The organism is Lactobacillus acidophilus (genome assembly GCF_034298135.1).
Classification (GTDB): domain Bacteria; phylum Bacillota; class Bacilli; order Lactobacillales; family Lactobacillaceae; genus Lactobacillus; species Lactobacillus acidophilus.
Map to the genome: position 1 here is coordinate 1,750,259 of NZ_CP139575.1, position 12,776 is coordinate 1,763,034.

The 12,776-nt window shown below is 34.2% G+C and carries 11 protein-coding genes and 1 pseudogene; 7 read left to right on the forward strand and 5 right to left on the reverse strand.

Going from position 1 to position 12,776, the window contains the following annotated elements:
- Window positions 1-16: 16 nt before the first annotated feature.
- On the reverse strand, window positions 17-844 hold the full coding sequence (locus SO785_RS08430) for an exodeoxyribonuclease III (RefSeq protein WP_003549252.1): 828 nt from the start codon (window positions 842-844) through the stop codon (window positions 17-19).
- A gap of 603 nt (window positions 845-1,447) precedes the next feature.
- Between SO785_RS08430 and SO785_RS08435 the strand changes: the two genes are divergently transcribed.
- Window positions 1,448-2,461: a D-2-hydroxyacid dehydrogenase gene (locus SO785_RS08435; protein ID WP_015613274.1), complete on the forward strand. Its 1,014-nt coding sequence runs from the start codon at window positions 1,448-1,450 to the stop codon at window positions 2,459-2,461.
- Between the two features lie 123 nt (window positions 2,462-2,584).
- A pseudogene (locus SO785_RS08440) lies at window positions 2,585-3,671 on the forward strand (endonuclease/exonuclease/phosphatase family protein).
- 34 nt (window positions 3,672-3,705) lie between these two features.
- On the opposite strand, the gene SO785_RS08445 reads toward SO785_RS08440, so the two are convergent.
- The 3 genes from SO785_RS08445 to SO785_RS08455 form a co-directional block, all read right to left on the reverse strand.
- The gene (locus SO785_RS08445; RefSeq protein ID WP_021874000.1) at window positions 3,706-4,524 is read right to left on the reverse strand and encodes a Cof-type HAD-IIB family hydrolase; all 819 of its coding nucleotides are present in this window, start codon (window positions 4,522-4,524) and stop codon (window positions 3,706-3,708) included.
- A 120-nt stretch (window positions 4,525-4,644) separates the two neighbouring features.
- A complete protein-coding gene (locus SO785_RS08450) occupies window positions 4,645-6,564 on the reverse strand; it encodes an elongation factor G (protein ID WP_011254014.1) in 1,920 nt (639 codons plus the stop codon).
- Between the two features lie 68 nt (window positions 6,565-6,632).
- Window positions 6,633-7,340 carry a YjjG family noncanonical pyrimidine nucleotidase gene (locus SO785_RS08455; protein ID WP_025079808.1) on the reverse strand — a complete coding sequence of 236 codons (708 nt, stop codon included), beginning with the start codon at window positions 7,338-7,340 and terminating at the stop codon, window positions 6,633-6,635.
- Window positions 7,341-7,694: 354 nt separating this feature from the next.
- Between SO785_RS08455 and trpX the strand changes: the two genes are divergently transcribed.
- From trpX to SO785_RS08475, 4 genes are all read left to right on the forward strand, one after another.
- Window positions 7,695-8,687: a tryptophan ABC transporter substrate-binding protein gene (trpX, locus tag SO785_RS08460; protein ID WP_011254013.1), complete on the forward strand. Its 993-nt coding sequence runs from the start codon at window positions 7,695-7,697 to the stop codon at window positions 8,685-8,687.
- Window positions 8,684-9,580 (forward strand): ABC transporter permease, encoded by an 897-nt coding sequence (locus SO785_RS08465; protein ID WP_003549276.1) that lies wholly within the window; start codon window positions 8,684-8,686, stop codon window positions 9,578-9,580. Before trpX ends, SO785_RS08465 begins: the two co-directional genes overlap by 4 nt.
- A complete protein-coding gene (locus SO785_RS08470) occupies window positions 9,577-10,338 on the forward strand; it encodes an ABC transporter ATP-binding protein (RefSeq protein WP_003549277.1) in 762 nt (253 codons plus the stop codon). The genes SO785_RS08465 and SO785_RS08470 overlap by 4 nt, the downstream gene beginning before the upstream one ends.
- A 211-nt stretch (window positions 10,339-10,549) precedes the next feature.
- Window positions 10,550-10,906, forward strand: coding sequence for a hypothetical protein (locus SO785_RS08475; protein WP_003549279.1), 357 nt, complete (start codon window positions 10,550-10,552; stop codon window positions 10,904-10,906).
- Between the two features lie 118 nt (window positions 10,907-11,024).
- On the opposite strand, the gene SO785_RS08480 is transcribed toward SO785_RS08475, so the two are convergent.
- Complete coding sequence (locus SO785_RS08480; protein WP_015613273.1) at window positions 11,025-12,359, reverse strand: SLC45 family MFS transporter; 1,335 nt, start codon at window positions 12,357-12,359, stop codon at window positions 11,025-11,027.
- A 229-nt stretch (window positions 12,360-12,588) separates the two neighbouring features.
- On the opposite strand from SO785_RS08480, the gene SO785_RS08485 reads away from it, so the two are divergent.
- A complete protein-coding gene (locus tag SO785_RS08485) occupies window positions 12,589-12,771 on the forward strand; it encodes a hypothetical protein (RefSeq protein ID WP_003549283.1) in 183 nt (60 codons plus the stop codon).
- Window positions 12,772-12,776 lie beyond the last annotated feature (5 nt).

The following is a 12,776-nucleotide window of genomic DNA, read 5'->3' on the forward strand; positions in this document are numbered from 1 at the left end:
TAGTGTTTTTGACATTTTAAAGGTTAATTTCAAGCAAAATTGGACAATGGTCTGCTCTTTTTTCGGTATCAATCATTTCTGAGCGAACCACCTTATTAGCAATCCTATTAGATACAAGCCAATAATCAATTCTCCATCCAGAGTTGTTTATTTTAGCGGTTTTTACACGTTGAGCCCACCAAGAATATACATCCGTAATATTACCGTGAACTTTTCTAAAAGTGTCTGTAAAACCAGCATTTAGTAAATTAGTAAACCCAGATCTTTCCTCATCAGTAAAACCGGCAGAATGATGATTATTATTTGGATGCTTCAAATCAATCTCAGTATGAGCACAGTTATAATCACCGCTTGCCAAAACTGGCTTGTGTTTATCTAATTCTTGTAAGTATTTAGTATACTTTTGATCCCAAACTTGGCGGTCACTTAATCTCTTCAATCCACTACCGGAATTGGGCGTATAAACTTGTGTCACATAAAAGTCATTGAATTCTAGAGTTATAATACGTCCCTCACAATCCATTGGTTCTGGTGCACCAATTACCGGATAAGAAACAATCGGGGTTAAATCCTTTTTATATAAATACATAGTCCCCGCATAGCCTTTTCTAGCAGGCTCTTCAGAAGAACGCCAAACATAATTATATTCAGGAAATTTTTCTGCTAAAATTTCCTGATGCTTTTTTGTTGGGCCAGTTGCCTTTAATTTTGTTTCTTGAATGGCAATAATATCTGGATTTTTAGCGTGAATTTTTTCTAATACCTGTCTGGTTTCTTCCGCTCTAGCTGAAGTTCCCGTTAAAGCCGCATTTAAAGAATCAATATTCCATGAAATTAAAATCATCGTTCTCTTCCCTTCAAGTTCTTTTTTATTAATTATAACTAAAAAAGGAAAAGGGCTGATCTAGAAACTTTCTAAATCAGCCCTTTAAGGGAGTTGTGTTGAATGAGAATAACGAGATTTTTTTACATTAGCCTACTCATCACTAATGTTGTGAAAATAAATAATTAAGGTTAACAAAACGTTCAACGCTAGAGACGAAGCAGGGGACTTAATTACCTACTTTCACAAAAAGGGGATGGACTTTTCCAATTTTTTAAGCTTAAAGTCGCATAGGGGACGGCTTTAAGATAATACCCAATGTATGATTGTCAAAGCCCAAAATAGGATGTATTAATAAGGAATTAGAAGATTTGTTACCTTCTTACAAATCATCTCTATTTGTTGCGTTGTTTTTTGTTATGAGTATATATTACATTTTAAATGACAATGTGTCACCATTTATTTACTTGTCTTAATAAATTCTTTATAGTTTTTCATTTGTTTTCAATGATGTTTCACGTGCAACTGCTTTTTTAGAAAAATATTGTTTTTGTGTTTTGTTGAACAAACGGAAGTGTATAATGAGGAATGGTCATACTAATAAATTTTACGGAGGTTAAATTTATGACAAAGATTTTTGCTTACGCTATTCGTAAAGACGAAGAACCATTCTTAAACGAATGGAAGGAAGCTCACAAAGATATCGATGTTGATTACACTGATAAACTTTTGACTCCTGAAACTGCAAAGCTTGCTGAAGGTGCAGACGGTGTTGTTGTTTACCAACAATTAGACTACACTCCTGAAACCCTTCAAGCATTGGCAGATGCTGGCGTAACTAAGATGTCATTACGTAACGTTGGTGTCGATAACATCGACATGGACAAGGCCAAAGAATTAGGCTTTGAAATCACTAATGTTCCTGTTTACTCACCAGACGCTATTGCTGAACATGCTGCTATTCAAGCTGCACGTGTATTACGTCAAGACAAGCGCATGGACGAAAAGATGGCTAAACGTGATTTACGTTGGGCACCAACTATCGGCCGTGAAGTTCGTGACCAAGTTGTCGGTGTTGTTGGTACTGGTCACATTGGTCAAGTATTTATGAAGATTATGGAAGGCTTTGGCGCAAAAGTTATTGCTTACGATATCTTCAAGAACCCTGAACTTGAAAAGAAGGGTTACTACGTTGATTCACTTGATGACTTGTACAAGCAAGCTGATGTAATTTCACTTCACGTACCAGACGTTCCAGCTAACGTACACATGATTAACGATGAATCAATCGCCAAAATGAAGGATGGCGTTGTAATCGTAAACTGCTCACGTGGTCCACTTGTTGACACTGATGCAGTAATTCGTGGTTTAGACTCAGGCAAGATCTTCGGCTTCGTTATGGATACTTACGAAGGCGAAGTTGGTGTATTTAACAAGGACTGGGAAGGTAAAGAATTCCCAGACGAACGCTTGGCAGACTTAATTGATCGTCCAAACGTATTGGTAACCCCACACACTGCCTTCTACACTACTCACGCTGTACGTAACATGGTTGTTAAGGCATTTGACAACAACTTGGAATTAATCAAGGGCGAAAAACCAGATTCTCCAGTTGCTTTGGACAAGAACAAGTTCTAAAGCCATTACGAAATAGCAAACGTCTAGAAACCTTTTGATTCCTAGATAAAAATAAAGATCGAAATTCAGCTGAATTTCGATCTTTTTATTTTTGCTATAATTAACAAAGAATCAAGGAGAAAAATTAAAATATTAAAAAGAATCGGTATGGGAATATTAATTTTGCTTGCTATCCTCCTGATAACAATTGGCTGTTACATTGGACATATGCAAGCACATTACTGTCGTATTCCTGATCACAAAAAATTAATTATTGGTAATAATCAAAAAAATGAGTTAAAACTACATAAAACATACAAAGCTACAACTTATAACGTAGGCTTTGGTGCATATAATCATAATTTTGATTTTTTATGGATCACGGTGAATTAAAGAATGTCAAAAAAACACAAGGTCATCGCGGTACTGCCGTTTTAAATTCAACTAATGGAGTTATTCAAACTATGAAAAAACAAAATCCTGATTTTATGTTTCTTCAAGAAATTGATACCCACTCTACTCGTAGTCATTATGTTAATCAAGTAAAAATGGTTGAAAATCATTTTCAAAATTATGATTATACTTTTGCCAATAACTTTCATACCGCCTTCTTAGCTTGGCCACTATATGACCCCCACGGCAGTGTCCAATCAGGCTTGCTAAGTATGAGCAAATATAAAATGACCTCTGCGATTAGAAGAAAATATCCCATTACAAGTGCATTTATTTCAAAATTTACCGATTTAGATCGCTGTTTTGTCATCATGCGCTTTCCTATTAACAATGGTAAATACCTTGTAATGATCAATAGTCATATGTCTGCTTATAACAAAGGTGGAAAGATGCGTAAAGCACAAATGAAACTTATTTCTAATGTAATGGAAAAAGAATATCTAGCCGGGAATTATGTTATCGTGGGTGGTGACTTTAATCACGCTCTAGGAAAAGATATGTTAACGCACTTTGACCATCAAGAAAAAATACCGGATTGGGTATCGATCCTTGATCAGAAATGTTGCCTAAAAATTTTACTATGGTTAAAGCTACTAACCGAGATAAAATTGCTACAGTTCGTTCAACTGACATGAAATATAATCCCAAAATTAATTACATGACAATTTGTGATGGTTTTATCGTTTCTAAAAATGTTAAAGCTAAAGCAACCAACATTAACACCGATTATCGCTATGCAGATCACAACCCTGTCAGACTAGAATTCAGTTTAAAATAAATAAAATCGTTACTACATCAAAGTAACGATTTTTTTATTCTATTTCTAAATACTTAGCTAAAACTTGCAAAACACCATTTTCATTATTTGATGGGGCTTCATATTTAGCTACAGCCTTTGCCTTTTCATTAGCATTAGCCATCGCATAACTATAACCACAGGCTTTAAGCATCCCGATATCATTTTCACCATCACCAAAAGCAATCAAATCTTTTTGGGCAATATCATAATACTTAAGCATATCCGCTACACCTTTAGCCTTGTTAATACCTTTATGAACTAAGTTAATTGTCATATTACCGCTACTAGTTCCGCGGATACAATCACCATATTTTTCATTAAAACGATCCTGAATAATGGTAGCCAGCTCATCATCAGCAGTTAGACAAACTTTTAAAATAGAATCGCTAGGATTAATATCATTGAATTTATCGATCTCTTTTACTTTACGATAATAAATCCTAATATCATCTTTCATTGCTTTGTCCATACTCTTTAAGATATAGCAATGATGCTCCGCACTAACCATAATAATTGCTTCAGGATATTCTGTTTGAATAAAATGCAGTAACTTTTGGGCAATATCATAATCTATTGCTGTCTTTTTAATTACTTTACCGTCTGCTTCTAAGATTGCGCCATTTTCAGACACATAATCAATTCCACTGCTAAATTCCTCAAAATATTCATGTGATCTAATTAATTGATTTCCAGTTGCTGAAATAAAAGGAATGTTGTTTGTCTGTAGCTTTTTTAAAATCTTGCCAAATAGTTCATGATCAAAAGTTTTATTATCAGTTAAAAAAGTGCCATCCATATCAACAGCAACGGCTTTAAAGAGTATTGTAGTCATATGTATCAACCTTTCCAATACCCTTATCTTACTATGTAAGCGCTTTTTAAGCATTATTTTTCAAACAAAATAAAATTTCTTTCACAGGTAATCATATGTTTCACTTTATGCAATAAATTTTCATCTATAACTATATGGATATTGAACTTTTTCGGGCACCTTATCCCAGGTTACTGTATGACCTGCACCATGAGAACAAAAGACAGAATTAGGCGTATTTTCTAAATCGGAGACTGGATCATAAGCCATTTTTTCAATTATTTTTTGAGTATTATGGCATGGCAAATAACCTTTAACCACGTATTCTAGATTTCCATCACCATGAGTATAGCTACGTACTTCAGCTGCATAATCTTGCATTTCACTAACTGGTGCACTTCCAATAATAATCACACGATCACCAATATTTTCTGGATTATCAAAATTGCCGTGCATGCGTTGAATATCATTCATCGCACGACCAACTTGATCTTGGCTCACTTCCAAGTGAAAATCATACCAAGGTTCAAGTAACTGCAATTTATTTTGACTCTTCAATTCCATTAATCCTTGACGAACTGCACGGTATGTAGCTTCTCTGAAGTCACCACCAACCGAATGTACAATGCTTCCTTTACCACTAATAAGTGTAATTTTTAAATCAGTAATTGGCATCCCTGTTAACACGCCAAGATGTTCTTTCGATTTTAATGCAGTCATAATTTGATGTTGCCAATTTTTAGTTAAAACTTCTAAATTGCACTTATTTTCAAAAACAACACCACTATTTTTTTCACCGGGTTCAAGTAATAAATGTACTTCTGCGTAATGGCGTAGTGGCTCAAAATGACCTACCGCTTCAATGGAATCAATAATTGTTTCTTTATATAGAATATTCCCCTGATCAAAATCAACTTCTAAGTTGAATCGCTCTTTTAAAAGCTGTTCTAAAATTTCCAACTGTATCTTACCCATTACCTGAACGTGCATTTCTTGTAGATGTTCTGACCAAGTAACATGCAATTGAGGATTTTCATCTTCTAAAGTTTTCAAAGCATTTAAACATGCATGTAGATCATCAGGTTCAAAATTAACTCGATAAGTTAACACAGGTTTAAGCGTTGCATTTAATGCATCTGAAGTATTGAAACCTTCACCCGGGTAAGTCTTAGTCAAGCCTGTCGCCGCAACTATTTCACTGGCACCAATCGAAGCAACCGTTGTAAACTTTTCACCATTGTAAACACGTAGTTGATTTACCTTTTCATGATTCAGCTCACTTTTTGCCTTTAATTCGCCACCTAAAACTCTTAACCACGTTAGACGTTCACCATTTTTATCATGTGTGATTTTAAAACATCTTGCTGCAAAATCTTTACCCAAATCGGTCTCTTTAGTCCACTGATCAAGACTAGTTAAAAATTCTGAAATACCTGTCAATTTTAATGCGGAACCAAAATATATCGGGAAAACTTTTCGCTTCTCAATTAAATCTTGAATATCTGTATCTTCAATTCGATTATCATTTAAATATTTCTCTAATAACTCATCATCACTAGCTGCAATATTTTCATAAAAATTGTCATCAATCTTAGAAAAATCAACGCTATTTTGTGACAAATTAGTTTGAATATCATCTAAAACCTGGACTTTATTAGCACCCACTGTATCCATCTTATTAACAAAAATAAATACTGGAACATTATGTCTCTTAAGCAAATTCCATAAAGTCTTCGTATAATTAGTAACACCATCTGAAGCAGAAATTACTAAAATTGCATAATCTAACACACTGAGAATTTCTTCTGTTTGAAACGCAAAATCAACGTGTCCTGGAGTATCTAGTAAAGTAATGTCTGAATTATCCGTCATCAACTTAGCTTCATGCGAAAAAATAGTAATCCCGCGAGCTTTTTCTAGTGCATCTGTATCTAAAAATGCATCTCCATTATCAACTCTTCCTAAAGTTCTTATATTGTCAGCCTTATATAGTAAGCCTTCTGAAAGAGTAGTCTTACCCGCATCAACGTGAGCAACTATTCCCATTGTTATTTTTTTCATTGATTATTTCACCTTAAAACAAAAAAGTATCTTATCTCAAAGATAAAATACCTACTAAGTTAATTCAATTAATACTTCTTTTGAAAATTATTTTGCATTAATTTAACAAATTCTGGATAGTTTTCCACTTCAAAAATTGGGTGTAGATGCAAAGTATTTTTACGATGGCGGTGATTATACCAAATACTGTCAAAATTATACTTTTCTGCACCCAAAATATCAGATTGTAGTCCATCGCCAAAAAAGACAGTTTCATCAGGACCGATTTCGGTTCTACTAAAGAAATAATCAAAAGCATGCGGATTAGGCTTAGAATAATGTGCTTCTTCAGAAGTAACAATCAAGTCAAAATATTTTTTTACACCCGCTAATTCCAGACGATGATTTTGCATAAATTTTTCACCGTTACTCAAAACAGTTAATTTATACCCCTGCTTTTTAGCAAACTTCAAAGTATCCTCTACTCCTGGCAATAATTGATGTGCTTCACCAAAATATGAACGATATTCATCCATCGCCTTATTTCCATCGATTTCAAGATTGAAATGATCTTTAATAAAATCGTGAAAAGTCATTTCGCTTAACTGCTCATAAGTTAATTCACCTTGTTCAAGTCTGCGCCATAATCCTTGATTGTAAGCATGGTACTGGCGCTGAAGTTCTTGAGATAGTGGCCAATGGTGGGCGTTAAAAAGACTGTGCAAAGCAAAATCTTCAGTTGCTGCAAAATCGATAATAGTATCATCAACGTCAAAAATAATTTGTTTATAGCGCAATGTCATTAGTCCTTTCCTTATTTTCTCGGAAATTAATTATATCAATTTTTTAAATCAAGTGAAAAAATTGATTGACATCTTTTTAATAACTATTTAAAATTGTGGCAACAAGTAATTTGAATGAAAGGAAGATTTAACCATGTTTAAGAATGTAGTAATCAATCGTTGGCAATTCCAGCACTAGAGTTGTTTCTGCACGCTTAATAGCACAGATGCGACTCAGATATTTCGCATCTGTGCTGGTAAATCTTCATGAAAAAAGTAACCCGCACGGATTTAATAAACGTGCGGGTTTTGTTTTGGACATTTCCCGTAAAAACCGGAAATGTCTTTTTTTGTTATTAGGAGTAAGTTATGAAAAGATTAATCGGAACAATTATTGGTCTCTTCTTCTTTTTAATTGCTGCATTTGTTGTAGAAATAAATAAACAAAATACAGCACAAAAAGAGAAAGTGGTAGGTATTTTACAAACCATGTCTCACCCAGCTTTGGATCAAATTCATCGCGGAATTATTCGAGGTTTAAAAGATGAAGGATATGAAGAAGGAAAAAACATTAAAATTGATTTTCAAAATGCTCAAGGTGATCAAAGTAATTTAAAATCGATGAGCGATCGTTTTAATCAAGAAAATGCCACTGTCACAATTGGAATTGCTACCCCAGCTGTTCAATCCCTGGCCAATCAACCAGGAAATACTCCCGTAATCATGGGAGCTGTCAGTGATCCAATTGGTGCTCATTTGGTTAATACCATGAGTCACCCCGGTAGAAAAATTACAGGGGTTCAAGACAGACAACCGGTCGGTGCACAATTAAAACTTTTACAAACAATTTTACCCCAAGCCAAAACAATCGGCGTCATTTATACCTCTAGTGATGACTCATCTGCTTCTGAATACCGCGAATTCAAAAAGTTAGCTGAAAAAGACGGCTTAACAGTCCGTCCCTATACCATCACTTCTACCAATGATATCGAACAAGTTGCCCAAACGATGGCTGGTAAAGTTCAAGCAGTGTATGTACCTACTGATAATACTGTAGCTTCAGGTATTGCAACTTTGCTTAAAGCAACAAATGAAGCAAAAATTCCTGTTTTCCCTGCTGCCGATACTATGGTTAAGTCGGGTGGTCTTGCCACTAGATGCGTCAGCCAATTCGATATGGGGGTTTTAACTGGTAAAATGGCTGGTCAAATTTTAAAAGGTAAAAATCCTGCAGATACTCCTGTTAGACGAGTTACCAGTTACGAAACCGTAATCAACCAAAAAGCGGCTAATGAATTAAACATTCAAATTCCAGAGAGTGTAATTAAAGCCGCACAAAAGAAAGGACGGATTATCAAATGAGTCTAATTACATCAACTATCGGACAAGGACTTTTATGGGGTATTTTAGCACTCGGTCTTTTTCTAACCTTTAGAATTTTAAATTTCCCAGATATGACAGTTGAAGGAACATTTCCTTTTGGTGCAGCTATCTGCGTTAGTGCTCTAGTAAACGGCGTTAACCCTTTAATTGCTACAGCATTATCTTTTTTAGGTGGTATGTTAACTGGGTTAACCACTGGTCTTCTTTATACTAAGGGAAAAATTCCAGTTTTACTTGCTGGAATTTTAACGATGACTGGTGTCTACTCAATTAACTTACGCATTTTAGGCAAAGCTAACGTAGGTTTATTAAACAAAGCCACTTTACTTAATGAACATTTTTTGGAGAAATTACCAGCAAACTTTCCTACCATTGTTGTTGGCCTAATTTTCGCAATAGTCATTATCTTTTTATTGGCATTATTTCTTAATACTGACCTTGGTCAGAGTTTTATTGCAACCGGTGATAATGAAAAGATGGCTCGCTCACTTGGAATTAACACCGATAATATGAAGATCTTAGGCTTAATGCTCTCTAACGGCTTAATTGGTCTTGCCGGTGGACTTTTAGCACAAAATGGTGGGTATGCCGATGTCAACATGGGTATCGGAACCATGGTTATTGGTCTTGCCGCCATCATCATTGGCGAAGTTGTTTATGGCAACTTAAGTTTGACTGCTCGTTTAATTGCTGTAGTCATTGGTAGTATTATCTATCGCTTAATTTTACTTTTAGTCCTTCAATTAGGTTTCAGCACCAACGACTTCAAGTTAATTTCTGCAATTATTTTAGCTATCTGTATGATGCTTCCACTATTTGAAAAGAAATTACATATGACTAAATTGCTTAAAAAAGGGATTCAAAAACCATGAGTACAATTTTAGATTTACAAAATATTATTACTACAGTTAATGTGGGTACTAATGAAGAAAAACAAATTCTTAAGAATATCAATTTAAAATTAGAAGATGGCGACTTCGTTACGCTACTTGGAACCAATGGTGCTGGTAAATCTACTTTGCTCAACATTATTAACGGTTCAATTACTCCTACCAGTGGAAAAATCATTTTAAAAAATCGTGATTTAACCAATTTGTCTGAAGTAAAAAGAGCTAAATATATCGCTCAAGTTTTTCAAGATCCTAAAATGGGAACCGCTCCAAGAATGACAGTCGCAGAAAATTTACTGTTAGCCACCAAACGTGGACAGCGACGTGGGTTACATCTCAGAAAACTGGATAAACATATGGATGAATTTAAGCAAAAAACCTCTCAGCTTCCTAATGGATTAAATGAACGTTTAAATACATTCGTTGGAAATCTATCTGGTGGTCAAAGACAAACACTTAGTTTTTTGATGGCCACAATTAACAGACCTGATTTACTTTTACTTGATGAGCATACGGCAGCGCTTGATCCTAATACTAGCCGTGAACTACTTGAATTAACGAATAAAGTGGTTCATGAAGAGAAATTAACTTGTATTATGATCACACATCAGTTGAGGGATGCAATTAAGTATGGCAATCGCACTATTATTTTAAATAGTGGTCAAATTGTCTTAGACGTTAAAGGTGAAGAGAAAAAGAAGTTAACTGAGGAAGATATTTTGCAGTATTTCACGGATTAATAACGTAATTAGCTTATTTAATAATCTTTACAACACTTTTCTACAAAAATGAATAATCGTTATTATAGAAACTTTTTATGAACTTATATTTTAGGAAAAATATTAAATAACCTCTTGCATTTAATAACATAGGTTATATAATAAAAAGTGTAAGGAATGAGGAACCAAAAGTTCCAAACAATTAGTGATATAGAAATACGAGGTATTCATTATGTTAGAATCAAATAAATTAGTTAAAGTTGTTTCTGTTGCAGTTGCTTCAATGAGCTTGTTGGGTGCTAGTGCTTCAATTACTCAAGCTGCTAGTTTTAATGCTCCAAAACTTGGGGTTTCAGAAGTTAGGCCTTCTAACCCAGCTATTAAAAAAGGCGACAAAATCTTTGTTACTGTAAAAGATACTAAGAACCAAACTGTTAACACTTTAAATTCTAAAGGTCAAAAGACTTCCAAAAAAGTCTCAATGGGTTCAACTTATACCGCCAAGGATGTTAAGAAAGTTAGCGGTAAGAAGATTGTTAAAATCAATAGCAGTCAATGGTTAAACACCAAGGATGTTGTTAAAGACTAATCTAGATCAAGATTCATCAAATAACTTCTGAATACCAAAATAAAAACCGTGTTGTGATCACTCCTCATAACACGGTTTTACTTTACAAAAAAATCTGGAATTAATTTCAGATTTTTTATTATTTTACATAGGTTTCTTTAATACTAATTACTGACAATGCAGCTAAAAATCCTGAGATACCAGTAATCAACATCATAGCTGGCATTGAATTTCCTACAAGTGGGAAAATGATAAAGCTAAGTAGTGAAGCTACAATCTGCGGTAAACAAATAGAACAATTAAACAAACCAAGATATGTTCCCATATGTTTACCAGATAAAGCATTAGATACCATAGTTAAGGGATAAGTATTCATACCTGCCCAACTGATTCCAATTAAAATAAAGGAAACAATTAACATCATTTGTGAATGAACTAAAAAGATTGATGTATAACCAATAGCTCCTAAGAATAAACTTACACCATAACCTAATTTATGATGATTATTTGGCACCTTAGCCAAAACATATGACCAAATCACAGCTGCGATTGATTGGACAGCAGTCAATACACCAAACCAATTACCAGCAATTTGGTAACCAGATGAAGACGCAGAAGTAGTATGCCATACGTTTTGTGCAATTGCTCCAGTCGCATAAGTTGAAAGATATTGGAAAGAAATCCAACTAAAGAATTGAACTAATGAAACTTGCCAAAACACTTTAGGGGCTTTCTTTAATAATTCAATCCAGCCGCCGCCTTCTTTATTATCTGATTCCTTAATTCCGTGATAACGTGCATAAGTTTCTGGATCATATTCATGAACTCTAAAAATAGTAAATAATGAAGTTACTACTAAAACAGCTGCACCAACATAAAATGAGATTACAACAGATTGAGGTACTACACCCTTCTTAGCAGTATTAGCAACACCTAAACTGGTTAATAAAAATGGGAAGAATGCAGCAATTACAGCACCAAAGTTTGAAAGCATACTTTGAATACCATAGGCATATGACTTTTGATCGTCATTAACCATATCACCAATCATCATTTTAAATGGTTGCATCGCCATATTAGAAGCAACATCCAATACAGCGATTGCAACAGCACCAAAAACGAGTGCTTCTAAAGAACCATAACCTAAACCGAAACTACCTACATTAGGCAAAATGATCATTGTTATTACAGCAAAAACCATTCCGATCAATAAATATGGCAAACGACGACCAATTTTAGGAATCCAAGTACGATCTGATAAAGATCCAATTCCTGGTTGAACTAAAAGCCCAGCTAAAGGTGGTAAGATAAAGAACCAGCCTAATTTTGTTGGATCAGCTCCTAACGTTTGGAAAATTCTACTCATTTGTGAAGTTTCCAAAGTAAATGCAATTTGTACACCCAAATATCCTAAGCTAATCATCCAAATCGTGGTACTAGCAAGTGTGGGCAATCCTGATTTCTTTTGCTCCAAGTTTTTTCCTCTTCTCATAAATCGCTTTCATTGTTTTAAATGATACCGATTACAGAAAGAGCTTTCAATACAGTTTTATATGTTAACGGTAACTTAATTACATTTTTTCTTTACTTTTTATAAAAATTTGATGTCTAATCTACCCTATTATAAAAATTTGATGTCTAATCTACCCTATTTTTAATTCTTAATAGTAAAATATTCTCATAGACATGGAGGTATGTGTATTATGCTTTCACTTTTATTAACCATCTTCCTAATTTGGTTATTTTTCAAATTAGGAATTGGCCTAATTAAAATTTTAGGTTTTCTAATTTTGGTTGGTTTAATTTTTGTATTTTGTGCCTATTTATTAATCCCCTTCTTAGCACTATTTGCCGTTGGAGGATTAATATGGGCTGCGATTAAATAATTTAG